Annotated in this window: 29 protein-coding genes; 11 read left to right on the top strand and 18 right to left on the bottom strand. The window is 72.4% G+C overall.

Annotation, left to right across the window (positions count from 1 at the left end; translation table 11 throughout):
* Positions 1 to 46 precede the first annotated feature (46 nt).
* Together AB0O11_RS14560 and AB0O11_RS14555 are read right to left on the bottom strand one after the other, a co-directional pair.
* Positions 47 to 655: a hypothetical protein gene (locus AB0O11_RS14560; RefSeq protein WP_363385844.1), complete on the bottom strand. Its 609-nt coding sequence runs from the start codon at positions 653 to 655 to the stop codon at positions 47 to 49.
* A gap of 322 nt (positions 656 to 977) precedes the next feature.
* Entirely contained in the window at positions 978 to 1,910 is a 933-nt protein-coding gene (locus tag AB0O11_RS14555) for a zinc-binding dehydrogenase (protein ID WP_363385841.1), read from the bottom strand.
* 79 nt (positions 1,911 to 1,989) lie between these two features.
* Here AB0O11_RS14555 and AB0O11_RS14550 point away from each other — a divergent pair, with 79 nt between their 5' ends.
* Positions 1,990 to 2,697: a TetR family transcriptional regulator gene (locus tag AB0O11_RS14550; RefSeq protein ID WP_363385838.1), complete on the top strand. Its 708-nt coding sequence runs from the start codon at positions 1,990 to 1,992 to the stop codon at positions 2,695 to 2,697.
* 39 nt (positions 2,698 to 2,736) lie between these two features.
* On the opposite strand, the gene AB0O11_RS14545 is transcribed toward AB0O11_RS14550, so the two are convergent.
* Positions 2,737 to 3,327, bottom strand: coding sequence for a TetR/AcrR family transcriptional regulator (locus AB0O11_RS14545; RefSeq protein ID WP_363385835.1), 591 nt, complete (start codon positions 3,325 to 3,327; stop codon positions 2,737 to 2,739).
* A gap of 93 nt (positions 3,328 to 3,420) precedes the next feature.
* On the opposite strand from AB0O11_RS14545, the gene AB0O11_RS14540 reads away from it, so the two are divergent.
* A complete protein-coding gene (locus AB0O11_RS14540; protein WP_363385833.1) occupies positions 3,421 to 4,266 on the top strand; it encodes an NAD(P)H-binding protein in 846 nt (281 codons plus the stop codon).
* A gap of 115 nt (positions 4,267 to 4,381) precedes the next feature.
* On the opposite strand, the gene AB0O11_RS14535 is transcribed toward AB0O11_RS14540, so the two are convergent.
* Positions 4,382 to 5,848 (bottom strand): MFS transporter, encoded by a 1,467-nt coding sequence (locus AB0O11_RS14535; RefSeq protein WP_363386101.1) that lies wholly within the window; start codon positions 5,846 to 5,848, stop codon positions 4,382 to 4,384.
* A gap of 188 nt (positions 5,849 to 6,036) precedes the next feature.
* Here AB0O11_RS14535 and AB0O11_RS14530 point away from each other — a divergent pair, with 188 nt between their 5' ends.
* On the top strand, positions 6,037 to 6,492 hold the full coding sequence (locus AB0O11_RS14530) for a MarR family transcriptional regulator (protein WP_363385830.1): 456 nt from the start codon (positions 6,037 to 6,039) through the stop codon (positions 6,490 to 6,492).
* A gap of 81 nt (positions 6,493 to 6,573) precedes the next feature.
* On the opposite strand, the gene AB0O11_RS14525 is transcribed toward AB0O11_RS14530, so the two are convergent.
* The gene (locus AB0O11_RS14525) at positions 6,574 to 6,909 is read right to left on the bottom strand and encodes an NIPSNAP family protein (protein ID WP_363385828.1); all 336 of its coding nucleotides are present in this window, start codon (positions 6,907 to 6,909) and stop codon (positions 6,574 to 6,576) included.
* Between the two features lie 137 nt (positions 6,910 to 7,046).
* On the opposite strand from AB0O11_RS14525, the gene AB0O11_RS14520 reads away from it, so the two are divergent.
* On the top strand, positions 7,047 to 7,244 hold the full coding sequence (locus AB0O11_RS14520) for a hypothetical protein (RefSeq protein WP_363385826.1): 198 nt from the start codon (positions 7,047 to 7,049) through the stop codon (positions 7,242 to 7,244).
* Here the strand turns inward: AB0O11_RS14520 and AB0O11_RS14515 are convergent.
* Positions 7,241 to 7,570: a hypothetical protein gene (locus AB0O11_RS14515; RefSeq protein WP_363385824.1), complete on the bottom strand. Its 330-nt coding sequence runs from the start codon at positions 7,568 to 7,570 to the stop codon at positions 7,241 to 7,243. The two genes, AB0O11_RS14520 and AB0O11_RS14515, sit on opposite strands and share 4 nt — an antisense overlap.
* A gap of 132 nt (positions 7,571 to 7,702) precedes the next feature.
* Here AB0O11_RS14515 and AB0O11_RS14510 point away from each other — a divergent pair, with 132 nt between their 5' ends.
* Positions 7,703 to 8,389 carry a proline dehydrogenase gene (locus AB0O11_RS14510; RefSeq protein WP_363385821.1) on the top strand — a complete coding sequence of 229 codons (687 nt, stop codon included), beginning with the start codon at positions 7,703 to 7,705 and terminating at the stop codon, positions 8,387 to 8,389.
* A gap of 24 nt (positions 8,390 to 8,413) precedes the next feature.
* On the opposite strand, the gene AB0O11_RS14505 is transcribed toward AB0O11_RS14510, so the two are convergent.
* The 4 genes from AB0O11_RS14505 to AB0O11_RS14490 all read right to left on the bottom strand — a co-directional run bounded on the left by AB0O11_RS14505 (position 8,414) and on the right by AB0O11_RS14490 (position 10,600).
* Complete coding sequence (locus AB0O11_RS14505) at positions 8,414 to 9,451, bottom strand: 2-dehydropantoate 2-reductase (RefSeq protein ID WP_363385819.1); 1,038 nt, start codon at positions 9,449 to 9,451, stop codon at positions 8,414 to 8,416.
* Between the two features lie 97 nt (positions 9,452 to 9,548).
* Positions 9,549 to 9,935 carry a hypothetical protein gene (locus AB0O11_RS14500; RefSeq protein ID WP_363385816.1) on the bottom strand — a complete coding sequence of 129 codons (387 nt, stop codon included), beginning with the start codon at positions 9,933 to 9,935 and terminating at the stop codon, positions 9,549 to 9,551.
* A gap of 42 nt (positions 9,936 to 9,977) precedes the next feature.
* Positions 9,978 to 10,241 carry a hypothetical protein gene (locus AB0O11_RS14495; protein ID WP_363385814.1) on the bottom strand — a complete coding sequence of 88 codons (264 nt, stop codon included), beginning with the start codon at positions 10,239 to 10,241 and terminating at the stop codon, positions 9,978 to 9,980.
* Positions 10,238 to 10,600 carry an ATP-binding protein gene (locus tag AB0O11_RS14490; protein WP_363385811.1) on the bottom strand — a complete coding sequence of 121 codons (363 nt, stop codon included), beginning with the start codon at positions 10,598 to 10,600 and terminating at the stop codon, positions 10,238 to 10,240. Before AB0O11_RS14490 ends, AB0O11_RS14495 begins: the two co-directional genes overlap by 4 nt.
* A 229-nt stretch (positions 10,601 to 10,829) precedes the next feature.
* Between AB0O11_RS14490 and AB0O11_RS14485 the strand changes: the two genes are divergently transcribed.
* From AB0O11_RS14485 to AB0O11_RS14475, 3 genes are read left to right on the top strand one after another with little or no spacing between them, the layout of a single operon-like run.
* On the top strand, positions 10,830 to 11,681 hold the full coding sequence (locus tag AB0O11_RS14485) for a helix-turn-helix transcriptional regulator (protein ID WP_363385809.1): 852 nt from the start codon (positions 10,830 to 10,832) through the stop codon (positions 11,679 to 11,681).
* A gap of 3 nt (positions 11,682 to 11,684) precedes the next feature.
* Entirely contained in the window at positions 11,685 to 11,870 is a 186-nt protein-coding gene (locus AB0O11_RS14480; protein ID WP_363385806.1) for a DUF397 domain-containing protein, read from the top strand.
* Between the two features lie 58 nt (positions 11,871 to 11,928).
* On the top strand, positions 11,929 to 13,518 hold the full coding sequence (locus tag AB0O11_RS14475) for an immunity 49 family protein (protein WP_363385803.1): 1,590 nt from the start codon (positions 11,929 to 11,931) through the stop codon (positions 13,516 to 13,518).
* A gap of 207 nt (positions 13,519 to 13,725) precedes the next feature.
* Here the strand turns inward: AB0O11_RS14475 and AB0O11_RS14470 are convergent, their stop codons facing one another.
* The gene (locus AB0O11_RS14470; RefSeq protein ID WP_363385800.1) at positions 13,726 to 14,811 is read right to left on the bottom strand and encodes a HEAT repeat domain-containing protein; all 1,086 of its coding nucleotides are present in this window, start codon (positions 14,809 to 14,811) and stop codon (positions 13,726 to 13,728) included.
* Positions 14,812 to 15,155: 344 nt separating this feature from the next.
* Here AB0O11_RS14470 and AB0O11_RS14465 point away from each other — a divergent pair, with 344 nt between their 5' ends.
* On the top strand, positions 15,156 to 15,695 hold the full coding sequence (locus tag AB0O11_RS14465) for a hypothetical protein (RefSeq protein ID WP_363385797.1): 540 nt from the start codon (positions 15,156 to 15,158) through the stop codon (positions 15,693 to 15,695).
* Here AB0O11_RS14465 and AB0O11_RS14460 read toward each other — a convergent pair.
* Positions 15,685 to 16,227, bottom strand: a complete 543-nt coding sequence (locus AB0O11_RS14460) for a hypothetical protein (protein ID WP_363385794.1) — start codon at positions 16,225 to 16,227, stop codon at positions 15,685 to 15,687. The genes AB0O11_RS14465 and AB0O11_RS14460 overlap by 11 nt on opposite strands.
* Between AB0O11_RS14460 and AB0O11_RS14455 the strand changes: the two genes are divergently transcribed.
* Positions 16,226 to 16,363: a hypothetical protein gene (locus AB0O11_RS14455; protein WP_363385791.1), complete on the top strand. Its 138-nt coding sequence runs from the start codon at positions 16,226 to 16,228 to the stop codon at positions 16,361 to 16,363. The genes AB0O11_RS14460 and AB0O11_RS14455 overlap by 2 nt on opposite strands.
* 439 nt (positions 16,364 to 16,802) lie before the next feature.
* Here the strand turns inward: AB0O11_RS14455 and AB0O11_RS14450 are convergent, their stop codons facing one another.
* Positions 16,803 to 19,403, bottom strand: a complete 2,601-nt coding sequence (locus tag AB0O11_RS14450) for an FtsX-like permease family protein (RefSeq protein WP_363385788.1) — start codon at positions 19,401 to 19,403, stop codon at positions 16,803 to 16,805.
* Positions 19,400 to 20,200, bottom strand: coding sequence for an ABC transporter ATP-binding protein (locus AB0O11_RS14445; protein ID WP_363385786.1), 801 nt, complete (start codon positions 20,198 to 20,200; stop codon positions 19,400 to 19,402). The genes AB0O11_RS14450 and AB0O11_RS14445 overlap by 4 nt, the downstream gene beginning before the upstream one ends.
* 421 nt (positions 20,201 to 20,621) lie before the next feature.
* On the opposite strand from AB0O11_RS14445, the gene AB0O11_RS14440 reads away from it, so the two are divergent.
* Positions 20,622 to 21,020 (top strand): hypothetical protein, encoded by a 399-nt coding sequence (locus AB0O11_RS14440; RefSeq protein ID WP_363385783.1) that lies wholly within the window; start codon positions 20,622 to 20,624, stop codon positions 21,018 to 21,020.
* A gap of 77 nt (positions 21,021 to 21,097) precedes the next feature.
* Here AB0O11_RS14440 and AB0O11_RS14435 read toward each other — a convergent pair whose 3' ends face one another.
* The 4 genes from AB0O11_RS14435 to AB0O11_RS14420 all read right to left on the bottom strand — a co-directional run bounded on the left by AB0O11_RS14435 (position 21,098) and on the right by AB0O11_RS14420 (position 24,369).
* Complete coding sequence (locus AB0O11_RS14435) at positions 21,098 to 21,682, bottom strand: hypothetical protein (RefSeq protein WP_363385780.1); 585 nt, start codon at positions 21,680 to 21,682, stop codon at positions 21,098 to 21,100.
* 127 nt (positions 21,683 to 21,809) lie between these two features.
* Positions 21,810 to 22,589, bottom strand: a complete 780-nt coding sequence (locus AB0O11_RS14430; protein ID WP_363385778.1) for an ABC transporter permease — start codon at positions 22,587 to 22,589, stop codon at positions 21,810 to 21,812.
* On the bottom strand, positions 22,586 to 23,530 hold the full coding sequence (locus tag AB0O11_RS14425; RefSeq protein WP_363385776.1) for an ATP-binding cassette domain-containing protein: 945 nt from the start codon (positions 23,528 to 23,530) through the stop codon (positions 22,586 to 22,588). Before AB0O11_RS14425 ends, AB0O11_RS14430 begins: the two co-directional genes overlap by 4 nt.
* Entirely contained in the window at positions 23,530 to 24,369 is an 840-nt protein-coding gene (locus AB0O11_RS14420; RefSeq protein WP_363385773.1) for a DUF4097 family beta strand repeat-containing protein, read from the bottom strand. The genes AB0O11_RS14425 and AB0O11_RS14420 overlap by 1 nt, the downstream gene beginning before the upstream one ends.
* Between the last annotated feature and the right edge of the window lie 129 nt (positions 24,370 to 24,498).

Genomic DNA, 24,498 nt, shown 5'->3' with positions numbered 1-24,498 from the left:
TCCGGTAGGCCGGGGCCCCGCGTCGGCGGGCCTCGGCCACCGGGCCTCAGTATCGGACGGCCTTGACCACTACGGGCAGGAGGGTCAGGTCGGCCGGCTGCCTGCTGAAGGCGACGGGCTGGGCCTTGCCGTTCGGCGGGACGTTCTCGGCGCCGACGATGGCGCTGTCCACGGCCTTGCCGCTGGTGTCGGTGAAGTCGACCTGGACCGCGTAGGAGGCCGCGTCGCGCCCCGAGTTCTGGATGGTAACGACCACGGCGTGCAGGCCTCCGGTGTTCTGCCGTGCGATGCCGGTGATCGTGATGTCGTTCACCGCGTTGCCGCCGTCCGGCACCCCGCTGAGCACCGAGGCGGCCTTCTCCCTGGTCATCGCCTGCTGGGCCGAGACGGACGCCTCGAAGGCGGACGCCGCCGCGGAGGCGGAGGCGGCGGCTTCGGAGGAGGCCACCGCCGCCGAGGCCGCCGCGGCCGACGCCGAGGCGAGCAGCGACTCCGCGGCGGAGGCGATGGCGGAGGGCGGCTCGCCGGAGAAGGCGCTCGCGTTGGGCGGGGTGGCCGACGGTGAGCCGGCCGCCGTGCCCGACGGGCTGCTGCCGCAGGCCGCGAGCACGACGGCACCGGATGCCGCCGCGATCAGCGCGACCGTGCGCTGCACCGTCCAGCTCCGGGCCGGTGGCCGGTCACCGCCGCCCGGGGAACGGACGAGCGGAGAACGGACGAGCGGAGAACGCCCGGGCAGCGGGCGGTGGCCGGTTCGGCCGTGGCTGGGGGGACTGTGGAGTTCACGCACCGAGGATCCCTCTCCTGGTCGGTGTTCGGCGGCCGAGGGGCCCGTACGTCCCCATGCTTGGCAACATCCCGCTCCACAGCGACAGCTCCTGACCCGTCCGAGTGGGCCGGTCCGCGCGAGCGCGGCCCGGCAGGGGCCCGGACGGGTCCGAGGGCAGGCCCCAGGAGCCTAAGGAATCCCGGGAACCTCAGGAGCCGATGGTCAGCACCGCCTTGCCGTGCAGCCGGCGCCCGAGCAGGGCGTCGACCGCCTCGGCCGCGTCGTCCCAGTCGCCGCGCCAGGTGATGCCCGGGTCCAGCTCGCCCGCCGCCACCCGGTGGGCGAGCCAGCCGAGGTCGCGGCCGAGGCCGGTGCAGCCGAGCAGGTAGAAGGAGACCACCGAGCGGTCGTGCCGGGCCGCGTCGCCGAAGAGGGTGCCGAACGCGAAGTCCTCCCCCTGCCCGGAGCTGTGGCCGGTGGCGACCAGGGTGCCGCCCGGGGCCAACGCCTGGTAGGCCTCGACCAGTTGGGGGCCGCCGACGAGGTCCACCACACCGTCGACCGGTCCGGTGGCCTCCTTCGGGGAGGCGATCACCTCGTGGGCACCGAGGCCGCGCAGCAGTTCGCCGTTGCGGGCGGGCGAGCCGGTGGACGCGACCACGTGCGCGCCCGCCGCCCGGGCGAGCTGAACGGCGTAGCGGCCGACGCCGCCGGTGGCGCCGGTGACCAGGACGCTGCGGCCGAGCAGCGGACCGATGCGGTGCAGCGCGCGCAGGGCGCTGGCGGCGGCGACCGGGATGGTGGCGAGGGCGCCGAGGTCGGCGCCGGCGGGTGCGGCACCGATCAACCCGGTGTCCACCGCCCGCAGTTCGGCCCAGCCACCGGCGGGCATCAGGGTGACCACCGGGGTTCCCTCGGCGGGGCCGGAGCCGTCGGCGGCGGCGCGTTCCACGATTCCGGCGGCGTCCCAGCCGAGGACGGTGCCATCGGGGGCCGTGTCCAGGCCGAAGGCGACCTCGCCGTAGTTGAGCGAGGTCGCGGTGACCCGGACCAGCGCCTGGTGGGGTGCCGGTTCGGGGTCCGGAGCCGTGCCGAGGCGCAGGCCGCCGGGGGCCGAGCGGTCGACCAGGAGTGCACGCATGGAGGATCCTCCCCAAGATTCTGCCACTGAGTGGCATAAGCCTACAGGTGGCACTACGGCCCGGACTAGACTGACCGCGATGACTCCCGAGAAGGCCACCGCCACGGCACCGGAGCGGGGCGCCGGGCAGGCACCCGAGGCCCCGGGCGCCACGCTCCCGCTGCGCGAGCGCAAGAAGCTGCGCACCCGCCAGGCGCTGATCGACACCGCCCTGGAGCTGTTCGGCGAGCACGGCTTCGACGGGGTGACGCTGGACCGGCTGTGCGAGGCCGTCGAGGTCTCCAAGCGGACCTTCTTCCGCGCGTTCACCAGCAAGGAAGACGTCGCGATGGCCCCCACCCAGGACCTGTGGGCGACGTTCCTGGAGGTACTGGAGAGCCACCCGCCGGGCGACGGCAGGCTGATGGCCGTCCTGGAGGGGACCCTCGCCGAGGCGATCGGCCGGATGCCCGCCGACGGCTGGGCCGAACGCACCCTGGCGAGCCGCCGGCTGGCCGCCCGGACGCCCTCGATGGACGCCCACGGGCTGGCCTTCTGCGAGCGGACGACCCGGGAGGCGGTGTCGGCGGTCGGCCGCCGGTTCGCCCTCGACGGACCCCCGGCCGGCACCGGACTGCGCGCCCGGCTGGCGGTGGACATGCTGGTCGCCGCGTTCCACCAGGCGATGGACGGCTGGGTGGCGCAGCCGTCCGGGCACACCCGCGCCGACCTCGCACGGCGGCTCCGGGCGGCCTGCGCCGAGCTGCCGGGCGCACTCGCGTCGACGGTCGAGCCACGGCAGGCCTGAGCGGAAGCGCGACGGGCCGCCGAACCCGCCCGGAGGGGCCTACGCGGCCCGCAGGGAGTCGAGCCAGCGCAGCAGGCGAGCCCCTTCGCGGGTCATGACCTCCGGGTCGCGCAGGGCGCTGGCGAGCAGGGACATGCCCTGGTAGCCCGCGACCAGGGTGAGCGCCAGGCCGTCCGGGTCGGGCTGGCCCAGCTCGCGGAACTGGCCCGCGGCCCAGTCGAGCAGCCGCCGGATCACCGCGCCCGCCTCCGCGTCGAGGTCCCCGTCGGCGCGCTTGTCGAGCTCGACGGCCAGGGTTCCGGTCGGGCAGCCGTGCCGCGCGGCGGTGTCGCGCCGACCGACCCAGGCCTCGACCAGCGCCTTGAGGCGGTCCAGCGGGTCGGGCAACTGCTCCAGCCGGCCGGTGAGTTCGTCCAGGTGCGCGCTGTGCTCGGAGAGCGCGGCGCGGACCAGCTCGTCCTTGGTCTTGAAGTAGTAGTAGACGTTCCCGACCGGGACGTCCGCCTCGCGCGCGATGTCGGCGAGGGTGGTGCGCTCGACGCCCTGTGCGTGCAGGACCCGGGCCGCGGCCGCGGTGAGCCGCCGGCGCTTCTGCGACGCCGCCGCGCGGCGATCCACTGAGTCAGTCATCCGACTGACTATAGACAGCCGCCCGGGAAGGCGGCTACGGTCTCCCCCGAGCCAGTTCTCAGTCAGCCAACTAACTCACTCATGGGGGCGGAAATGATCACGGTGACGGGCGCGACCGGCACCATCGGCCGGACGCTGGTGGAGCTGCTGGCCGGGGCGGGCGAGCAGGTGGTCGCCGTGTCCCGGCAGCCGCAGCCCGCCCACCCGGCGGCCGGGGTCCGCTGGGCCCGGGGCGGCCTCGGCGACGCCGCCGGCCTGCGCCCGGCCCTCGAAGGGTCCCACGCGCTGTTCGTCCTGCTGGGCGGCGAGCTCAACAGCCACGGCGAGAGCCCGGACGCCCTGCTGAGGACGGTCGCGGACGCCGGGGTGGAGCGGATCGTCCTGCTCTCCTCGCAGGTCGGCGCCACCCGGCCGGACGCACCCTCGCACGCCCGGCTGCGGGAGTTCGAGGCCGCCGTCCGCACCTCCGGACGGGACTTCACCGTCCTGCGCCCCGGCGGCTTCGCCTCCAACGCCTTCGCCTGGGCCGAGACGGTCCGTACGAAGCGGACGGTCTTCGCGCCGTTCGGCGAGGTGGCGCTGCCCGTCGTCGACCCGGCGGACATCGCGGCGGTCGCCGCGGCCGTGCTGCGTGAGGACGGACACGGCGGCCGCATCTACGAGCTGACCGGCCCCGAGGCGATCGGGCCGCGTCGGCAGGCCGAGGTCCTCGCCGAGGCACTCGGCGAGGAGGTGGCCTTCGTGGAGCTGTCCCGGGAGCAGGCCCACGCCCACCTGGCGCGATTCATGCCGGAGCAGGTGATCGCCGGGACCCTGGACGTGCTCGGCGCCCCGCTCCCGGCCGAGCAGGCGGTCAGCCCCGACGTGGCGACCGTGCTGCACCGCCCGGCCGCACCCTTCCGGGCCTGGGTCGAACGCAACCTGCCGGCCTTCCGGTAGAGCCGGCACGGCGGTCCCGGGCGGTCCCGGGCGCGCACGAAGCGCACGAAGCGCACCGAGCGCACGAGGCGCACCGAGCGCGGCGCGCCCGGGACGGGGCCCACCCGGGCAGGGCTCAGGCCGTGGCCGGGTCCGCCGCCTCGGCGCCCGCCGCCTCCGGGGCGGGAACGGCGCGCAGCTGGGGAGCGGGCGGCGCGGGGATGACGGCGGCGACGGCGGCCGCGATCAGGGCGACGCCGCAGCCGATCACCAGGCCGACCCGGAAGCCGCTCTCCGAGGGCAGGGCGTGGCCGCCCAGGGTGACGGTCATCTGCGACAGCACCACGCCCATCACGGCGGCGGACACCGAGGTGCCCAGCGAGCGCATCAGGGTGTTGAAGCTGTTCGCCGAGGCCGTCGCGGACAGCGGCACCGCGCTCATGATCAGCGCGGGCATCGCGCCGTAGGCCAGGCCGACGCCGCTGTTGCAGACGATCGTCACGATCAGCACGCCCCAGGTGGAGCCCATCAGCGGCAGCGCCAGCCCGTACCCGACGGCGATCGTCAGCGCCCCGGCGACCAGCGTGAACTTCGGTCCGCGCGCGGCCGACAGCTTGCCGCCGAACGGGGAGACGACCATCATCATCAGCCCGCCGGGCGCCATCCACAGGCCCATCGCCAGCATCGACTGCCCCAGCCCGTAGCCGGTGGCCGTCGGCAGCTGGAGCAGCTGCGGCACGATCAGCGCCTGGGCGTACATGCCGAAGCCGACCAGGACGGAGGCGGCGTTGGTCAGCAGCACCCTCGGGCGCGCGGTGACCCGCAGGTCCACCAGCGGGTCGGTCACGCGCAGCTCCCAGCGGGCCCAGAGCATCAGGATCGCCGCGGAGGCGGTGAACAGGCCGAGGGTTCCGGTGCTGCCCCAGCCCCAGTCGCCGCCCTTGGAGACGGGCAGCAGCAGGCAGACCAGGCCGACGCTCAGACCGATCGCGCCGACGAAGTCGAAGCGGCCACCGGCGGGGCGGCCGGTCGGGGCCGGGGCCGGGATGACGGTCCAGAGCATGCCGATGATGACGACGGTCAGCACGGCGGTGCCCCAGAACAGCACGCGCCAGCTGGCGTAGTCGGCGACGCCGGCCGCGATCGGCAGGCCGAGGCCGCCGCCGATGCCCATGGAGGCGCTGACCAGCGCGATCGCCGAGCCGAGCCGCTCGGGCGGCAGGACGTCGCGCAGCAGGCTGATGCCGATCGGCACCAGGCCCATGCCCATGCCCTGGAGGGCCCGTCCGGCGATCATCGGCACCACGGAGTCGGCCACCGCGCACAGCACCGAGCCGAGCAGCAGCGGGACGCAGGACGCGATGAGCATCGTCCGCTTGCCCAGCAGGTCGCCGAGGCGGCCGCTGATCGGGACGAAGACGGCGGCGGAGAGCAGGGTCGCGGTGATGACCCAGGAGGCGTTGGACGCGGTGGTGTGCAGGAGTTGCGGGAGCTGACTGATCAGCGGGGTGACCAGGGTCTGCATGATCGCGGCGACGGTGCCGGTGAAGGCGAGCGTCGCGACGATCGGACCGGTGCGGGGAGCGGGGGCGGGGCCGTTGATGACGGGCCTCCTCGGGCAGTCGAAGAGCAGGAGTGTGCACAAAACACACGATGTGCATGAAACACAAGACGGTCAGTTTACACATGATGTGCGCTCTACACATCATGTGTGGTGCGCATACCTCTGGCATACTGAAGGGTGATCCACGGAGAACCCGCAGGTCGAAGCGGCGATGAAGGGACTTCGACATGACCAGCCCCACGCACGAGGTCGCCCTCGAATTCCTGGTGTTCGCCCGGCACCGAGACCTCAGCCAGGTCAACGCCAGGCCCGAGGGCAGCCAGCTCGAACGCAGCGCCTACATCCTGCTCAGCCGGGTCGACGCCGAGGGGCCCATGTCCATCGGGCAGTTGAGCGACGCCTTCGCCCTGGACGTCTCCACCCTCAACCGGCAGACGGCGGCCCTGAAGAGCGCGGGCCTGCTCGAACGCATCCCGGACCCGGACGGCGGGATCGCCCGCAAGTTCCGCCTCACGGAGGAGGGCCGGCGCCGGCTGGACGCGGAACGCGAGGCGCACGTCCGGGCGCTGAACCTCGTGATGACGGACTGGCCGGAGGAGGACATCGCCTCCTTCGCCGGCTTCCTGCGCCGCTTCAACACCGGGATCGAGCGGCTCGACGGCCGCCCCTGGCCGCGGAGCTGAGAGAACGGGCGGGGGCGACGGGGCGGGGGCGGCTCCAGGCCCGAGACCTGCCGGGGTCTCGGGCGGCGAAGCGCCGTGGGATCAGGAGCGCTTGAACAGCTCGACGGCGCCGTCGGCGACCTCGACCACGATCGAGTGCAGGCTCTCGATGCGCGAGACGATCGCCTCGCGCGGACCCTGCCGCCAGATGTCACTGCCGTAGAAGGCGTCCTCCTGCGAGCGGTGCTGCCCGATCGAGTCGAACGCCCGGATCAGGTACGCCTCCTCGTGCCCGTCCTCGTCCACCAGCGACGCCCCGTGGTCGACGACCCGGATCCCGGCGGCCTGGAGGAGCGGGACGGCCTCCTCGGCCATCACCCGGACGAAGTCGGCGCGGGTGCCCGGCTTGAGGCGGTAGGTGCGGAGTTCGAGTATCACGGTGGTTCCTCCCGGCACTTGACGGCGCGTGGGACCGAAGGCCCATCCCCCGGTCGGGGCGGAAGCCTACGCTGGAGCGGGAACTCGGGGTCGCCCTCCCCGCCGACTTCCGGGACTTCACCGACGCCTACGGTCCGGTGGAGATCAACAAGCAGCTGTACCTGGAGCATCCCGGCCATCCGATCAGGAACCTGGGCGAGAAGATCCGGGAGTCACTCGAACTCTGGCGCGATGTGGGGCGTCGGCAGCGTTACGCCTGGTCATCAACGGGCGGCACGTGGGAGACGATCCTGCGGGCCGTCCGGCCGATGCCGGCGGGCCCATGTCTTCCCTAGACCCAGTTTGCCCAGCCGAAGGCGAACAGATAGGCGCGACGACCTGCGTCCAGCCCCCGGATGCCCAGAAGGAGCATGACCGTCAGAGCAGCAAGGAACAGAGCGGCAAAGGCCCCGGCCACGAGGGCTCCAGCAATGGGTCCCGCGAACAGGCCCACCACCGCACTCGCCACGATGACGATTCCAAGGCCGAAGTGCGCGGCAGGCAGGTCAGCTCTGATCGCCTCTCGCAGAGCCTTGCGCTCCGCCCGCAGATCAGAGGCATAGCGCTCCCGGGCCGCCTCCGGGTCAGCGGCAGGTCCCTCGGGCCACTGTTCCGTCATCATCCCCCGATTCCGTTCGAACAGATCCTAACGGGCGGGCTCCGTGGACCACACGCTGCCGGCCGCCGCAGACCGTCGTCCGCACCTGAACACCTCTGCCCCAGGACTCCCACGAAACGTCACCCGATCCAGGGGTTGGGCGACTTCAAGACGTTCCTCTCCGGCACCGCCCTGACCAGCCACCCGCACGGCCCAAAAGTGGGGCCAGACGAAACCGTTCCAACAGGACCAAAACACACCGTCGAAAACAACCGGCCGCAAACCTGGCTGCTGACGGATCAAAAGGGACGACAGAATGGGGTCATGGATGCCGGACTCGCCGCATTGCTCGGTGCCGCCGTGGGCTCCCTCGCCACCGTCGGCGCGGCGATGGTGAGCGGGCGTGCGACAGCACGCTCGCAGTTCGACCAGTGGCGAAGGCAGCACCGCAGGGACGCCTACGCGAACTACCTCGGTGCTCTTCACGACCGGGACATCGCCATGGATGCCGTGTTGGCCGCACTCCAGCCGGAGACTCCCCACCTGCGGGAGGTGGACGAGAAGGTCCACCGTTTCGTCGCACTGGCTCGGGAGGTCCACCGCGCCGTTGAAGTCGTCATCCTCGAAGGCCCGCCTTCCGTGGTGGAAGCAGCCGACCGCGTGGCTCGCGCATCCGACGAACTCTCCGATGTGATGCGGCGGATGGTGAAGAACGCCCGTGCGGGAGAATCCGCTCAGAAGGCAGTGGACACCACTCTCGCCACCGAGCGGGAGCACTCTCTCTACGAGGCCGTGAAGGACTTCCGCATGGCAGCCCGCGATGCCCTCGGCAACGCGAACTGACCACTCCGCGCCCCGGGCCGACTGTCAGCCGGCTGCGGCGAGTTCGGCGAGGAGGGCGGGGCCGGCCCAGGCGGGGGCGGTGCCGGGGGCGGCTGCCTCGGCTTCGCGGACGAGGGTGACGAGGCGGGCGTTGGCGGGGGCGGTGAGGCCGTGGCGTTCGGCGAGGGCGACGATCTCGCCCTGGAGCGAGTCGACCTCGGTGGGGCGTCCGCGCTGGAGGTCCTCCCACATCGAGGAGCGGGCGGTGGCGTCGATCCGCAGGCTGGCCCCGGCCAGCCGCTGGAACAGGACGTCCGGCAGGCCGAGCACCCGTGGCATCAGCCCCGATGCCACCGGGCCGAGCCGCGCCGGCGCGATTCCGGCGGCCCGGAACGCCGCCAGTGCCTCCCGCTGGCAGCGCGCCACGCACAGCCGGTACGCCCGCTGCCCGACCTGCTCGCGCAGCGGCAGGCCGGAGAGCGCGTTGACCGCGTTGTTGAGGTTCATGAGCAGCTTCGCCGCCTGGACGGCCGGCATGTCCGACCGCAGTTCCAGTTGCAGGCCGCTCGCCCGGGCCGCGTCGGCGAGGGCGTCCGCGCCCTCCCCGGCGGCCAGCATCAGCGACCCGCCGCTGCCCTGGTGGAAGGCGGCGGGGCCGGTCCGCACCACGTTGTACGGGACCATGCCGGCCAGCACCCGGTGGGACGGCAGCGCGGCCGCGAGGACCGCGGGGTTGCGCAGGCCGTTCTGGAAGCTCACCACCACCGTGTCGGGGCCGAGGTGCGGGGCGAGTTCCCGGGCGGCGGTCGCGGTGTCGGCGGACTTCACCGTGACCAGGACGTAGTCGGCGCCGGCCGCGGCCTTCGGGTCGGCGGCGGCAGCGGTCAGGTCCCGCACCTCGCGGCGGGCCTCGCCCGGGCCGGTGAGGGTCAGCCCGTCCGCGTCGATCGTGGCCATGGCCGTCGGCCGGCCGATCAGGGTCACCTCGGCGGTCGAGGCGAGCATGCCGCCGAGGTGGCAGCCGATGGAACCGGCACCGAACACGGTGATCCGGAGCTTTCTCCGGGCGGGAGTGGTGGACACGGGGCGGCTCCGGGGCGAGAGCGGAGGGGCGTGGAGTACGGGGGCCGGCCAGCCGAAGAGGTCGGGGCCGGAGACGGTGATCTGGTCGGATGAGGCGTCACGCCGGAGTGGCAGCGGACGCACGGAAGCGGTCGAGCAGCTCGTGGGCGGGCGGGCTGTCGGCGTCGAAGCTCTGCATGCCCCGGAGGTCGGCCGGCACTCCGGGGCCTGCCAGCCAGGCGCCGTGGCAGCTGAAGCAGAAGGAGATTTCGAGGAGGAGCCCGTCGGGGGCATGGGCCCGGATGCCGTAGCCGGGCGCGAAGCAGCGCCGCAGTTCGCCTTCCGGCAGCCTGCCGATCAGGTCGAGGGCGGAGCGGAGGTGCTCCGCCTCCCAGAGGGCGAGGGTCTCGCCGATTACGGAGTCCGAACCGTAGGCGCTCGTCGGGTCGGAGATCCGGACGACTTCGATCAGGTGGGCCTGCGAGGCGGTGTCGGGGAGAAGCATCCGAACAGGATCACAGAGCTGGGCTGATCCGGGAAGGTGTCGTCACTCCGCCCGGTGCTGGGCACCGCGGTTGCGCCGGAACTCGCGGATGAGCGCGAGGAGGTTGATCAGGGTGCTGGCCGGGATGTTGCCGACGTCGATCAGGCGACGGCCGTGGAGGTTGGTGTCACCCGGGGTGGCGGAGGGCCAGAGGAGGCCGAACTCGCGGCCTTCGGTGCGGAGTTCGACGATCAGTTCGGCGACCTGGCGCGAGGTGAGGTGGAGCAGGGCCGGGTCGGCGGGGTGGATGGGGTGGTGGGCGATCACGCGGCACCGTCCAGCTCGAACCAGACCGTTTTGCCGAGGTGTTGAGGGTCGACGCCCCAGCGGTGGGTGAGGCCGGCGACGAGCTGGAGGCCCCGGCCGGTCTCGGAGAGGAGGGAGAGGGGTCCCTGCTCCGGGAGGAGGGGGCTGCGGTCGGAGACCGCGACACGGAGGGTGTTGGCGCGGTGGTGGATCAGGATGACCGGGGAGGTCGTCCCGCCGTGACGCCAGGCGTTGACGATGAGTTCGACCATGGCGAGTTCGGCGTCCGCGATGAGGGAGGGCGGCCAACCCGCGCTGGTCATCCCGTCGCGGAGGGCGTCACGGGAGAGGGTGAGGGAGGGGGAGTTGAGGTTACGCACAGTGTCTCCCAGGGGGAATGGAAGGGTGAACCGAGCGAGCTGTCGCCGTGAGCCAGTCCGGGCATGGGTGCTCTGCGGTGCGAGGCAGCGTTACTGACGCCCGCATCGGTGATCGGTGCGTCACCGACTGTAGGGCATTGCTGGTACATGTACCGGCACTTCTACCTGATCCTTCACTCGATCGATGGATTGCTGGACCCCTCGTGGGATTGCGATGGATGCTTGGGGCATGCCACCAGGAACCACCCCTTCTGCCCGGCAGGAACGAGTCGGCATCGAGCTGCGGAAGATGCGCGACTGCGCCGGACGCACAACTGCCGAGGCTGCCGCGCTGTTTGGGTTCTCTCGAACGAAGATCACGCAGATCGAGAAGGCGCAGTACCCAATCAGCGCCGAGCGCGTGAGGATGCTCGCCTCCGACTACCAGGAGGGCGACACCGCCTACATCGAGGCGCTCGGCACCATGGCCGAAGAACGCCACAGAGGCTGGTGGGAGGACTTTCGCGGTTCGGTTCCAGTCGGCTTCCTCGACATTGCGGAGATGGAGTACTTCTCCAAGGGAGCGCGCTCATACCAGGTCTCGCACGTTCCTGGCGTTATGCAGACGGAGGAGTACGGGCGGGCGATCTTCAGAGACGTCTACCCGCCGCTTTCACCTCGCCTCCTTGAAGCGCGGGTTGAACACCGAGTGCAACGCTCGGCAGTCGTGATGCAAGACGGAGCTGAGCCATACTCGGCGTTGGTCCACGAGGCCGCCCTTCGCATGCTGTTCGGCGGCCGCGATGCCGCGAGGCGACAGCTGGACCAGCTGCTTGAGTACTCGGAACTGCCCCACGTGACACTTCGAGTGATCAGCTTCAGCACCAACGGGTTCATGGGGGCAGGTCAAGGGATCTGCTATGCGAAGGGGCCGGTCCCCCGCCTGGACACCGTTCAGCTCGACGCGGTCGGCGGCCCGGCATTCCTGCACGAACAGAAGCACCTGGAAAACTACCGGCACATTATCGACGTGATGACTGAGCGATCCCTGACCGAGAGCCAGTCTCGCGATGCCATCAGGCTAATCAAGAAAGAGCTCTAAGCCATGGAAAACCTTCACTGGAAGCGCCCTGAGGCCTGCCCGGACGGCAACTCCTGCCCTGAGGTGGCTATAGGCCCCGACGCCGTCTACGTCCGTAGCAGCCTCCGGCCTGATGCCATCGCCCAACTCGATGTCAGCGAATGGCGCGACCTCGTCTCCGCCATCCGCAACGGTGAGTTCGACGTCTGATCCTCCCCCGCTGCACCGGCCGGGTCCTCTGCCCCCGGCCGGTGCTTCAATCGTCCCCATGCGGATAGAGCGCCACCAGGTAGCCACCCCAGCCCTCGACGACTTCTCCGACCGCATCGGTCGCCAAGTCCACTCCTACTCCCGCGCCGGCCTGATGACCGCCACCGAATGGCAGCTCATCTCCGACGCCTTCCTCGACCAGCTCGGCGCCCTCTCCGTCACCTCCCCCGAGCTCTCCTCCCCCGAGGCCGAGGCCCTTCTGCGCAACGCCGCCGAAGCCGCCGCCGGCGCCGTCTCCTTCGCCGCCTACTACCCCCGCGACCGCTTCTCCGTCTTCCTCGACTACGTCAACATCGGGATGAGCTATGACCCCGAGGCCGCGGACACCCCCAGCCCCCTCACCGCCCACCGGTGGGTCAACGCCTTCTGCCTCGCCGTCCTCACCGACACGTTCGACCGCCACGCCGAAGCCTTCATCTTCACCTGGCAGGCCCTCGCCCCCTCCTCCGACCTCGCCACCGCCCTCCTCGCCCACTCCCTCACCCGCATCGACGCTCCCTCGGACACCGGCGACGACCCCGCCCTTCGCGCCCTCCACGCTCTCGCCACCCGCGACCGCCCCGCCTTCGACACCGCCGTCCTCGCCCTCCTCGACCGCACGGACGGCACCCGCCCCCGTACTCTGCTCCCCCTCCTCCCGCTCGCCCTCTCCGCTCTCGCCCACCGCGCCCACGGCTGGCTCCCCGCCGTCGAGAGCGACTACCTCCCCCACTCCCTCGTCACCGGCTTCGCCACCCCCGAACGCCGCCCCGAGGACATCGCCTGGCCCGTCGCCGTCGACCGCCCGACCCCGCCTCTCCCCCTCCACCCGGACAGCGAGGCCCACTACGAGCGCGGCATCCGGCGGGCGATCGCCCCCGAGCCCGACGACGGCTACCCCGTCTCCAGCCTCGCCCACGCCCTGGGGCAGCAGGTCCGCCTGTTCCGCGCCCGCGCCTCACACGCCGACGACATCACCGACACCCAGCTCGCCGACCTCCGTCTGGCCTCCGAGATCGGCTCCGCGCTCTCCCGGATCGCCCTCGCCGACCCGGGCACCACCGTCGCCGTCACCCTGGCCGGCCGGACCGTGCACTTCCCCGCCACCCGCGACGACGACACCGGCCCCGGCCACTGGCAGCTCGCCGTGAACCTCGCCCTCATCACCGGCAACCAGGACGACCTCGCCCCGCTCCTCCTCACCGGCCCCACCCACTCCACCGACGACCGCTCCGTGTACGCGGCCTACCGCCTCGCCCTGCACGACCACCTCCGCGGCCTCGACGCCCGCCCCGCCGTCGAGAAGGCCCGGCTCGAAGCCGCGCGCGCCAAGGAGTGGAGCTTCTTCCCCGCGCCCGTCGCCCTGCTCTCCCAACTCGTCGACGGCGACGAGGCCGGTTTCAACCTCGCCCTCCTCGACGCCCTGACCGCCCACCGCGACCACCACTGCGTCGCCGACCGGGCCACCGAGCCCACCGCCGTGCTCAACCTCGACGTCCTCGCCCTCGCCTGCCACGCCCACCGCCACCACGGCTGGGCCGTCCGCGTCGAGTCCCCGTACCTCCCGGCCCGGCTGCTCCGGGAGCACGATTCGGAGCACCTGCACTGAGCTGCTAATATTCCTGGTGTCGCGAGGGACATGAGTCCTCGTCAGGCGTCAGCGGTGCTACCAGAGCACGTCCTACTTTCAGTAGGAAGAGTCCGTGCAACCCGGGCCTGGCGCTCCACCGTCGGAAGGGTCCGGCACCACACAGGTGCCGGACCCTTCCGCGTTCCGCCCCCGCCCATGCGGCACTGGCGGCCCCCTCGACGACGCTCAGCCCGAGAACTCCGAGAGACCGCCGGTCCGCGGTCCGCTCCCGGCAGGAGCAGCGAGGTCGGCCACCACCAGCGCGGCCGCCCGCACCGGGTCACCGCCGGCGCGGGTGAGCAGTGAGGCCGCGTCGTAGCATGCGTCGACCGCATCCGGGAAGGTCACTTGCAGACAGTGCACGGACTCGTAGCGCGGTGAGCTGAGCGCCGCGCCGATGCCGGGGCGCAGCCGCTCCAGCTCCACGACGACCCTCCAGGCGTCGTCCTCCATCCGGGCCCGCCGCACCGGGTCGCAGGCCGCGACGGCCCGGTCGGTTTCGGAGGCGTCGAACGCATAGGCGCCCAGAGCCGGCAGGAGCTCGGGGACGCCCAGGATCGCCGCTGCGTCCAGGGTGAGGAGGTGAGACCCGTCGTCGGAGCCCAGCAGTTGCGCGATCAGTGGGACGGCCCGCGGGTCGTGCCGTCTGGCCAGCCCTCGCGCGCCCTCCTCCCGGACCTCGCCGTACTCATCGGCGGTGCACCTCCACAGCGCGTCCCTGATGGCGGTCGTGTCCTGGTCCAGTTGGACTCCCAACGTGAAGGCCGCCCAGTTGCGGACCTCGGGGTCCTGGTCCTCGGTGAGCCGGATCAGAGCCCGCACATCGGGCCCGTCGGGCAGCCCGCTGTTGGCGGAGCCGATCGCCGAGGCGGCCTGAAGCCGCAGGTCGGCGTCCTCGTGTCCGGAAAGCGGTACCAGCAGGGGAACGGCGCGCGGGTCCTGCGCCCGCCCCAGCCCGACGACGAGGGAACGCAGCACGCGGACCTCCGTCTCCGCCTCGGCCAGCGCCATCAGGACGGTCGCCGCCTCGCTCCGCAGCGACTCATGCGCGTCGGCCGCGTTTCCCACCAGGTCGCAGCCCACCTGTCGCTCCAGGACATCGGCCGACTCCAGCAACCCCGACCCGCAGCGCAGCGCGGTCTCCCCGCTCTCCCCCTTCGCCGCCTCCCTGACCAGCGCCCAGTAGGCGTGCGAGTCCTCGTCCGCCTCCGAGGCCTCCGCCGCTCGCGCCGCAGTCATCATGCGCCCCGCCAGCCCCACCGCGTTGTCCATGTGCGCTTTCCTACCCGAAGGGCCCGGTGCCGGGGTACTGGATTCCCGCCGCCTGCCCCAGCAGCAGGCCCCTTCGCAGCCACGGAACGGAGGCGTGACGGGCATGCGTCCGCACCCCTGGGCCACGATTCGGCGCAGGGGCGTTGAGCTGCTAATATTCCTGATGTCGCGAGGGACATGAGTCCTCGTCAGGCGTCAGCGGTGCTACCAGAGCACGTCCTACTTTCAGTAGGAAGAGTCCGTGCAACCCGGGCCTGGCGCTCCACCGTCGGAAGGGTCCGGCACCACACAGGTGCCGGACCCTTCCGCATTCGCGGCGGCTCGGCCGCGCCAGGAGGCCTACGGTGTCCGGTCCTCAGGACCTGTTCGACCACTGGTGGACCGTCACCCCCGACAGTGAGCGACTCCAGTGGACGCTGGAGCCCTTCACGGCCGCCGGCCCGCTCCGCTTCGGCATGAACCACGACGAGGCCCTCGCCGCGCTGGACAGCCCCGAGCGCCCGCACCTTGAGCCATGCGGCCGCGTCCTGGAAAGCCGGCTGCGACACCTCGGCCTGACGCTCTACTTCGGCCAGCGCAGGGAAGCGCTGTTGGGCATCGCCGTCGACGCCCTCAGGGGGCCGCAGGTCCTCGCGGACGGGATGGCCCTCACCGGTCGCACGCCCTCGCTCCTGGAGCGGTGGATCACCGACCGCGGCACCCGCCCGCCCAGGCCCGAGATCCTCCGCATGCCCGGCGGCCAGCCGGCGTCGCGCACGCTGGGGGTGGTGATCAGCTTCCAGCGCTCCCACGACCTCCTGCTCACGCGGCCGGTGCTCCTGTCTCGCGAGGCCGCCGTGAACCCGTCCCACGTCCTGCCGGAGGAGGCCTGGTTCATCCGCTGATCCGGAACGCCTCGTCGGGCAGGAAGTCGTACAGGTTGCGCAGTCCCTCGGCAGGGAAGAACACCGGCCGCGTCAGCAGCCGGTCCCCCGCCCGCTGCGTCCCGATCACCACCCCGAGCGACTCCGAGCAGAAGTCTCCCCCACCCATGATGGCGAGCTCCGAGCCCGGCGCGAGGCCCTCACCCCGGCCCCACAGCCACTTCCCCACGGCGGACGGCGCGCGCCCGGTCAGCGCCACCCCCTCCACCGTCACCTGCGGCCCGCGCAGCGCGTCCGCCGAGACGCCCCGCAGCCGCTCGTCCCAGTAGTAGAGCGTGAGCCCGAAGCTCCGGTAGCGGCCGGTCACCAGCCCGTACGGATCCTCGGCCAGGCACGGGCCCGAGTACCGCTGGAGGTCGCCGGTGTGGCGGCTCAGGGTGTTGGACACCTCGTCGATCAGCATCCCGAAGCGCAGCGGCCCGACACTCTCGAACGGCTCCAGCGCCCACTGCTCGCGCTCGCCGTCGGGCAGCACGTCCCATCGCTCGCACATGATCACGCAGCCTAGGCCTCGGTACGTCGTCGCCGGCGCCCGCGCCCACCGCGATGTCCACCCGCTCGGTGTCCCCGGGCGTGGGCCGGTGGGCCAGGGCGGCACCCTCCAGGCCCAGCAGCGGTTCGACAGGTAGTCCGACGAGGCCCTCCGAATTTCGCGGGGGCCTCCAGGCCCGGCCGCCTCCGGACCGCGATTCGGCACACGGGTGTTGAGCTGCTAATATTCCATTCGTCGCGAGGGAGATGATTCCTCGTCAGGCGTCAGCGGTGCTACCAGAGCACGTCCTACTTTCAGTAGGAAGAGTCCGTGCAACCCGGGCCTGGCGCTCCACCGTCGGAAGAGTCCGGCACCTGCACAGGTGCCGGACCCTTCCGCATTCGCGGCCCCGAAACGGGGGACGCCCTGCCCCTGGGCCGCGCATCCGGTCGTGATACCCGGTCACCTACCCGGGTCCGAAGCCCCGGGCTTGTGGCCGACCGTGGATGGCGTGCCCGACCTGAACGGGCGGTACGCCGCCGCGCACCGCCCGTTCAGGTCCACCATCCGGGTCGGCCCCGGTGCGGCCGTTCCCCCTACCGCCGTCCGCTCGCCGCGAGCGGACGGGACCGCAGCAGGGCCCGGGCCGGCAGGGCTGTCGCGGCGAGGCAGAGCACCACGGCCCCGGCAGCCAGCGGCAGGGCGGTGCCCGGCGGGACGTACGGCGAGGCGCCGGCGAGTCCCCGGGCGATCGGCACCAGGGTGATCCAGGCGATCAGACTGCCCAGCAGCAGCCCGGCCGCGGCCACCAGCAGCGCCTCCCAGCGCATCATGCCGCGCACCTGCCGCCGGGTGGCGCCGGTGAGGCGCAGCAGCGCCACCTCGCGGCTCCGGTCCAGGACCGTCATCACCAGCGTGTTGGCGGCGGTGATCGCCGCGAAGCCGCCGAGGACGCCCGCCATCACGGAGTTCGCCCAGTCACCGGCCTCGCGCTTGCGGTCGGTCTGCGCGACGTACCCGGCACGGTCGGTCTCCGTGATCCTGCTGACCGCGGCCGCTCCGGGGGCGGCGGTTTCGCCGGGGAGCTCCGTCAGCCTGGCGGTGACGTCGGCGCGGTCGGCGCCGGGGGCGTCCGCGACGAGCACCTGGCTGTCATTGGCGACGCCGGCGTGTGCGGCGACGGCCGCCCGGGGCAGGATCAGTTGCCCGAAGCCGAGCCCGCGTTCGTACGTGGCGACGACCGTCTGCTGTGTCTGGGCGCCGTCGCCGAGCCAGAAGGAGGCGCGGTCGCCGACCTTGAGGCCGAGCTTGTCGGCGAGGGCCACGTCGAGGGCGACGGTGTCGGTGCTCCGGGCGAGGTCGGCGAGCGAGCCGCTGCGCACGCCCAGGTCGAGCACCCGGGGCAGCTTCGCCGGGTCGCCGGACACGCCGAGGGCGTTGGCGGAGCGGAGCTTCCCGTCGGAGCGGTAGACGGCCCCGGTGCGCAGCAGGCCGATCGCGGCGTCGACGCCGGGCACCTGGGCGGCCCGTTCGGCGGTGGCGGCGGGCAGGCCCGGGCCGGCCGAGCCGAGCACGTGGTCGGCGACGACCCCGTCACGCACCTGCTCGCCGGTGGCGTGCTGGACGGTGCTCTGGATGAACAGCATGGTGCCGCAGAAGGCGCTGACCATCGCGATGGGCGTGATCGCGGCGGTCAGCCGGCGGGCGTTGGCCCGGGCGTTGTCGGCCGCCAGCGAACCGGAGGTGCCGCCCGCGCCCGCCCGCAGCGGCAGGCCGAGCACCCCGGCGGCGATCCGGGCCACCCAGGGGCCGAGCAGGGCGATCGCCACCAGGAAGCACATGACCACGCCGAGCGCGGTGTTGGCGGCGTTCTCGCCGCTCAGGTTGGCGGCGACGACGGTCAGCACGACGCCGCCGGCGATGGCCACCAGGCCGAGGAGGGTCCGCACCACGCCCGCCCGTCCGGCCTCCACCGACGCCTCGCCGAGCGCCTGGCCGGGGCGCAGGCCGGAGGGACGGCGCGCGGCGAGGTAGCCGGCGGCCAGCGCGGCGAGCAGGCAGGTGGCGACGGCGACGAGCGCCGGGATCGGGCCGACGTCCAGTTCGACGCCCTCGGGGACGGCGCCGCGCGAGACCAGCCCGTCGAACCACCAGCGGGCCAGCGCCACACCCGGGATGAGGCCGAGCGCACCGGCGAGGGGAGCCACCAGCAGCGCCTCCGTGGCGACCGTGCGGCGGATCTGGCGGGGGGTCGCGCCGACGGCACGCAGCAGGGCGAACTCGCGGGCCCGCTGGCCGATGGCCAGGGCGATGGTGGACACCACCACGAAGACGGCCGTCATGGTGGCGGTGCCGCCGAAGGAGCCGCCGATCGCGATGAGCAACGTCCGGCTCTGCCCGAGCGCCGGATGTTCGACGGAGCCGCGGCCGTCGCCGGTGACCACCCTGATCCCGGTGGGGGACGCCGCGGCGGCCTGCGGGCCGGCGGTGTCACGGAGGGCTTCGCGGAGCCGGCGGGCGAGTTCCTTGGCGTCGACGCCCTCGCGCGGCTGGACGGCGATGGCGTCCACCCGGCCGGGGTGACCGGAGAGCTGCCCGGCCACGCTGTCGGCGAACCAGGCCGTCGGACCGGCGCTCTGCGGCGCGGCCAGGCCGGAGATCCGGTAGGTGTCGCTGCCGCCAGGTGCGACCAGCGTGAGGCTCGCGCCGGGTGCCAGCCGGGCGTCCCGTGCGGTGGCGGCATCCAGGACCACCTCGCCCGGGCCGGGGGCTCGCCCCTCGACCAGGGTGTCCGTGCCGCCGGCGATGCCGAGCGCCCCGTACCCGCGCCCGGTCAGGCCGGGGGTGGCCGGCCCCGGCTGGATCGGGAAGGCGGTGTCGGGGCGGGCCGCCGCGACACCGGGCTGGGCAGCGATGCGCTGGGTCAGGGCGGCGTCCACGCGGGCCCGGTCGGGCACCGGCCGTTCGACGGTCTTCTCCTTGTCGGAGACCTTGCGGATGATCGTGACGTCCGGATTGGCCGCGACGACCACCGGCGCGTTCGCGTAGCGCACCGGGGGCACGCTCGCGGTGATGCCGGTCTGCAGCAGGGTGCCGCAGCCCATGATGACCGCCGCACCGAACAGCAGGGCGATGAAGGTGCCCACGAAGGACGCGGGCCGGAAGCGCACCGAGGAGCGCGCGAGTCCGTTGCTCATGCCGCCGTCCCCACCGGGGCGGTGGACAGGGCGACCATCCGGTCGGCGACGGACTTCGGGTCGGGGTGGTGCAGTTCGCCCGCCAGGGCGCCGTCGGCCAGGAAGACCACCCGGTCGGCGAAGGAAGCGGCCACCGGGTCGTGGGTCACCATGACCACCGTCGCGCCCATCGTGTCCACGGCACGGCGCAGCAGGCCGAGCACCTCGTGCGCGGTGCGGGTGTCCAGCGCGCCGGTCGGCTCGTCCGCGAACACCACGTCGGGGCGGGTGATCAGCGCCCGGGCGATCGCCACCCGCTGCTGCTGGCCGCCGGACAACTGGCCCGGGCGGCGCGAGGCGTGCTCACCGAGACCCACCTGCGCCAGTAACTCCCTTGCCCGACCGCGGTCCTGACGCTCACCGGCGAGGCGCAGCGGCAGCAGGACGTTCTGCAGCACGGTCAGCGAGGGCAGCAGGTTGAAGGACTGGAACACGAACCCGACCCGGCTGCGCCGCAGCACGGTGAGCCGGTTCTCGCTCAGCCCGGTGATCTCCTCACCGCCGAGGAACACCTCGCCCGAGGTCGGCTTGTCCAGGCCCGCCGCGCACTGCAGGAAGGTGCTCTTGCCCGAGCCGGAAGGCCCCATCACGGCGGTGAAGCTGCCGTGGCCCAGCGCGAGGTCGACCCCGCGCAGCGCGTGCACCGTCTCACCGCCGCGCCCGTAGCTGCGTCGCACCGCGCGCAGTTCGATCGCGGGGCGGGCGGGGTCGTGGGGCCCGGTCGGCCCGTGCTCCGAACGGTGGTGGCGGGATGCCATGGTGCTGCCTTCCCTCGTGGATCGTCGTCGGTCAGCGACGTGGTCCAGGCTAGGAACGGCGGGTGGCGCGAACCATGGAGGCGGCTGGCGGACCCGGGGTGGGGATAACCCCACCGTCAGGAACGGGAACGCCCGTGCAGTGAGGGCCCCGCTGCCGAAGCTGCGCTCGAACGGCGGGCGGCCGCCCGGCGGCAGGCCGAGGAACGGTACCGCGGTCGGTGAGCCCCCATCCCTCCACTTCGACAATCCTATTGAAGCAAAATCAGGCAAAGGCCAGATCTCATCGTCGGCGAACTTCCCGAGCGGAAGCCGGTTTTCCGCTGCCGGGGGCCGGGGTAGGGCGGAGGCGTTCGCACCCCGACCGTTTCGGTGCTCATGAGGGGGCGAATCCTTGACGCTTTCTCATCGGAAGGACACCCTCATGCACAGGACCCTTCGGAACGCCCTCGCGACCGTCATCGTGACGGGTGCGCTCACCGCCGCTGTCGCTCCCGCCGCCGTGGCCGCCGAGCAGACGCAGTCGACGGCCGGGGCGCGGGCGGAGCTCCGCAACCCGAAGACGATCAAGGTCGCCGACTTCAACCAGGCCCGCAGCACCCTGATCAACGCCGGCAGCAGGACGGCCGGCAAGTCCCACCCGGCACACGGGACGAAGGACGTCCCGGTCACCCACGGCACCAGCCTGCTGGCCGAGGCCCGCGACGAGTTCCGGGCCGCCGACCGGAACCTGCCGGCCAACCAGAAGAAGTCCGACATGTCGATCCCGCACTACAACGCCATCCACAGCGCGGCCAACACCATGGGCATCGACCGCTGGTGACGCCTTCTCGCCTAGGCGAAGGCCCGGGCCCTCCTCCGGCCTCCGGAGGAGAGCCCGGGCGGCCCCTGCTACGGGCCCTATCGGGCCCGGGGGGTCACCGAAGGGCCGCCCAGCGCCCCGCCCTCGTCCACGGTGAAGACTCTGATCTCCTTCTCCGAGGTCACCGTGATCCGGCCCGGGCCCGACCACTCGGCCTTGATGAAGCCGTCGTGCTCCTCCCAGGTGCCGAGGCTCCAGTGGCGGGCCGACCAGCCGCTGCCGGTCAGCAGCTCCACCCGGTAGACCGGATCGATCGAGAAGGCGATGTCGGTGACACTCAGCACGTGGTCGGAGCGGTTCGGGTCGGGCGTGCGGTCGACCTGCCGGCCGTCGCCACCGAAGACGTACGCCAGGGCTCCGATCGCCGCCGCGATGAAGAGGAGCGGTGACAGGGCGGCCGCGCAGCCGATCTGCGCCCACCTGGTGCGGAACTCGATCTGGGCCACCGCCGAGGCCACGGCCAGCGTGATCGCCGTCCCGAGCAGCACCACCGGGTGGTTCAGCCAGCGCTCGACCTCGACCAGCCCGCCCTGGCGGGAGGAGACCCAGCCCGGCAGATACACCAGGAAGGCCGCCAGCGCTGCGCCTCGGAGCCACCACACGACCTGCCTGCGGCGCGTCACCGTCATTTGCTCCCCCCGGAGTTGTCCTTTGCCGGGACTTTACTACGGGGGCACTACGGGGATGCCGAGCGGCCCGGACGACGGGTGCTCCGTCGTCCGGGCCCGCTGGACCACCGACCGCCCCGTGTCACCGCCGGTAGAAGACGCTCCGAGACCAGAAGTAGCCGACCAGTGTCATCACCGTGCACCAGGCCAGGGCGCTCCAGGCACTGGCGCCGATCCCGGTGCCCATCAGCAGTCCGCGCAGGGTCTCGATCATGGGGGTGAAGGGCTGGTACTCGGCGAACCAGCGCATGGCCGTCGGCATGGAGTCGGTCGGCACGATGGCGCTGCCGATGAAGGGCAGGAACTGCAGCGGCATCGGCATGTTGCTGGCGCTCTCGACCGTCTTGGCCACCAGGCCGATGCCGGCCGATATCCAGGTCAGGGCGATGGTGAGGAAGAGCAGCAGGCCCATCGCGGCCAGCCACTCCACCGGCCCGGCGTTCGGCCGGAAGCCCATCGCGAGGGCCGCGCCGATCACCAGGACCAGCCCGATCATGGTCTGGATGACGCTGCCGACCACGTGCCCCGCCAGGAAGGCGGAGCGCGATATGGCCATCGTGCGGAAGCGGTTGACGATGCCCTCGGTCATGTCGGTGCAGATGCCGATCGCGGTGACCAGCGATCCGGACGTGGCCGCCATCAGCACGATGCCGGGCGTGACGTAGTCGATGTAGTGACCGCCGCCGATGCCGGCGCCCAGCGTGCTGCCGTAGGCGTAGTTGAACAGCAGCAGCATCATGACCGGCATCACCACGACCGCGAAGGTCAGGGACGGGTACCGCAGCGCGTGCTTGAGGTTGCGGCGCAGCATGGTCAGCGAGTCGCTGAGCGCGTAGCCGGCCGTACCGGTGGCCATGCTCATCGCGCCCCCTCCCCGGTCAGTTGGAGGAACGCGTCGTCCAGGTCCGCCGTCTCCACGACCAGAGACTCGGCCTGCACGGACGCGTTGTCGAGCGCGTCCAGCACGGCCTTCACGGTGAGGACGGAGTTGTCCCCCGGGATCTCCAGCCGCAGCGCCTCGGGGTCGGCCGTGGCGTACTCGAACAGTGCGGCGGCGGTGGCCAGTCGGGCGGCGTCCGCGAACTGGAGCCGGATCCGCCCGCCGGGGGCGAACCGCTTCAACTCCTCGGCCGTGCCCTCGGCGACGATCCGGCCGCCGTCCAGGACGGCGATCCGGTCGGCGAGCTGGTCGGCCTCCTCCAGGTACTGGGTGGTGAGGAAGATCGTCACCCCGTGGTCGGCGACCAGGCCCCGGATGATCTCCCACATGGTGCGCCGGCTGCGCGGGTCCAGCCCGGTGGTCGGCTCGTCCAGGAAGATCACCTTCGGGTCGCCGACCAGCGTCATCGCGAGGTCGAGCTTGCGCCGCATGCCGCCGGAGAAGGTGGTGACGGCCTTGCGGGAGGCCTCGGTGAGATCGAAGCGCCGCAGCAGTTCCTCCGCCCGCCTCCGCCCCTCCCGACGGCGGAGGTGGTTGAGGTCGGCCATCAGCATCAGGTTCTCCTCGGCGGTGAGCAGGTTGTCCACCGCCGAGAACTGGCCCGTCACCCCGATCGCCTTCCGCACCGCGTCGGCCTCGCGTTCCACGTCGTGCCCGGCCACCCGGGCCGAGCCGCCGTCGGCGGGGATCAGGGTGGAGAGGATCTGCACCGTGGTGGTCTTGCCCGCACCGTTGGGCCCGAGCAGGGCGAACACGCTGCCCACCGGGATCTCCAGGTCGACACCCCTCAGGACCGCCTTGTCCCCGTAGGACTTGGCGAGTGCGGTCGCCGAGATCGCCGGGACCGCCGCGTTCCCCGCCATCACGCCCTCCGGACGACGACGTTGCCGACCTGGGTGCGGCCGCGGACCTCGACCGTCTCCACGGCGTCGCCCGGGCCCTGGGTGGGGCCGAGGTCGTTGCGGACGCCGCCGACCTTGCTGTGCACGTCGAGCCAGGCCGCAGTGCCCTCCGCGATGCCGACCTCCACGTCCCCCACGCTGGTCTGGAGGGTGACCTGACCGCGGACCACCCGGCCGACCCGGATGTGGCCGTGCGCCGACTTGGCGTCCACGTTCCCCTCGGCGAGGCCGATCTGGATCCGGCCGTTGGAGGCGTTGGCGTGCAGTTCGCCGCGCACCTCGTCGATCTCGGTGTCGCCGTTGCTGTTCTTGACCGTCAGCCGGCCCCCGACGGAGCCGATCTCGATCCGGCCGGCGCCGGACACCTCGGCGTCCCAGGCCGTCCCCCCGAGCCGGATGTCCCCGAAGCTGCTGTCGAGCCGCACGCTGTCGGCGTGCTCGACCTGGATCCGGCCGAGCGAGGTCTTCAGCCGGCAGGCGCCGAGCGGCCCCTCGGTGACGAACTCGGCCATCGGGGACTCGCTGTGGACCTCGGAGCCGACCGGCAGCTCGACCAGGACCTCGATCGCGCCCTTCTTGCTGGCGAAGACGGAGCGCTGCTTGGGGGCCTTGATACCGAGCCGGCCGCCGGAGAAGTCGACCTGGGTCTGCTCTGCGGCCTTGACGTCCGCCTCCTTGGCCGGGTTGGCCGGCCGGACCTCGACCACGGCGTCGGTGCGCTTGCTCGCCTTGATCCAGACCGAGCCGATGTCGAACTCGAGGATGGCGGAGATCGGTCCGTCGGTCTCGTACGTAGGCATGGCTGTCCCGTCCTCTTGACTCGTGTAGGTGTTCCCGCTGGTCGGAGCGGGGGTGACGTCGAAGGTGCAGAAGGTGGTGCGGGAGGTGGTGCGGGAGGTGGTGCGGGGGGTCGTACGGATGCTGCGGGT

It is taken from the genome of Kitasatospora sp. NPDC093102, from assembly GCF_040683915.1.
GTDB lineage: Bacteria > Actinomycetota > Actinomycetes > Streptomycetales > Streptomycetaceae > Kitasatospora.
The sequence above is the reverse complement of the archived record's forward strand: the minus strand, read 5'-3'. Positions and strand labels throughout refer to the sequence as shown.

What these genes read in the sequence shown, in the direction of transcription:
- AB0O11_RS14430 (WP_363385778.1), bottom strand. Translation starts at nt 22,589, where the DNA reads ATGAGCATGGCCACCGGTACGGCCGGCTACGCGCTCAGCGACTCGCTG.
- AB0O11_RS14485 (WP_363385809.1), top strand. Translation starts at nt 10,830, where the DNA reads ATGCCACCAGGAACCACCCCTTCTGCCCGGCAGGAACGAGTCGGCATC.
- AB0O11_RS14455 (WP_363385791.1), top strand. Translation starts at nt 16,226, where the DNA reads ATGATCACGCAGCCTAGGCCTCGGTACGTCGTCGCCGGCGCCCGCGCC.
- AB0O11_RS14540 (WP_363385833.1), top strand. Translation starts at nt 3,421, where the DNA reads ATGATCACGGTGACGGGCGCGACCGGCACCATCGGCCGGACGCTGGTG.
- AB0O11_RS14550 (WP_363385838.1), top strand. Translation starts at nt 1,990, where the DNA reads ATGACTCCCGAGAAGGCCACCGCCACGGCACCGGAGCGGGGCGCCGGG.
- AB0O11_RS14515 (WP_363385824.1), bottom strand. Translation starts at nt 7,570, where the DNA reads ATGATGACGGAACAGTGGCCCGAGGGACCTGCCGCTGACCCGGAGGCG.
- AB0O11_RS14450 (WP_363385788.1), bottom strand. Translation starts at nt 19,403, where the DNA reads ATGAGCAACGGACTCGCGCGCTCCTCGGTGCGCTTCCGGCCCGCGTCC.
- AB0O11_RS14475 (WP_363385803.1), top strand. Translation starts at nt 11,929, where the DNA reads ATGCGGATAGAGCGCCACCAGGTAGCCACCCCAGCCCTCGACGACTTC.
- AB0O11_RS14545 (WP_363385835.1), bottom strand. Translation starts at nt 3,327, where the DNA reads ATGACTGACTCAGTGGATCGCCGCGCGGCGGCGTCGCAGAAGCGCCGG.
- AB0O11_RS14420 (WP_363385773.1), bottom strand. Translation starts at nt 24,369, where the DNA reads ATGCCTACGTACGAGACCGACGGACCGATCTCCGCCATCCTCGAGTTC.
- AB0O11_RS14440 (WP_363385783.1), top strand. Translation starts at nt 20,622, where the DNA reads ATGCACAGGACCCTTCGGAACGCCCTCGCGACCGTCATCGTGACGGGT.
- AB0O11_RS14500 (WP_363385816.1), bottom strand. Translation starts at nt 9,935, where the DNA reads ATGCTTCTCCCCGACACCGCCTCGCAGGCCCACCTGATCGAAGTCGTC.
- AB0O11_RS14480 (WP_363385806.1), top strand. Translation starts at nt 11,685, where the DNA reads ATGGAAAACCTTCACTGGAAGCGCCCTGAGGCCTGCCCGGACGGCAAC.
- AB0O11_RS14470 (WP_363385800.1), bottom strand. Translation starts at nt 14,811, where the DNA reads ATGGACAACGCGGTGGGGCTGGCGGGGCGCATGATGACTGCGGCGCGA.
- AB0O11_RS14425 (WP_363385776.1), bottom strand. Translation starts at nt 23,530, where the DNA reads ATGGCGGGGAACGCGGCGGTCCCGGCGATCTCGGCGACCGCACTCGCC.
- AB0O11_RS14445 (WP_363385786.1), bottom strand. Translation starts at nt 20,200, where the DNA reads ATGGCATCCCGCCACCACCGTTCGGAGCACGGGCCGACCGGGCCCCAC.
- AB0O11_RS14460 (WP_363385794.1), bottom strand. Translation starts at nt 16,227, where the DNA reads ATGTGCGAGCGATGGGACGTGCTGCCCGACGGCGAGCGCGAGCAGTGG.
- AB0O11_RS14530 (WP_363385830.1), top strand. Translation starts at nt 6,037, where the DNA reads ATGACCAGCCCCACGCACGAGGTCGCCCTCGAATTCCTGGTGTTCGCC.
- AB0O11_RS14555 (WP_363385841.1), bottom strand. Translation starts at nt 1,910, where the DNA reads ATGCGTGCACTCCTGGTCGACCGCTCGGCCCCCGGCGGCCTGCGCCTC.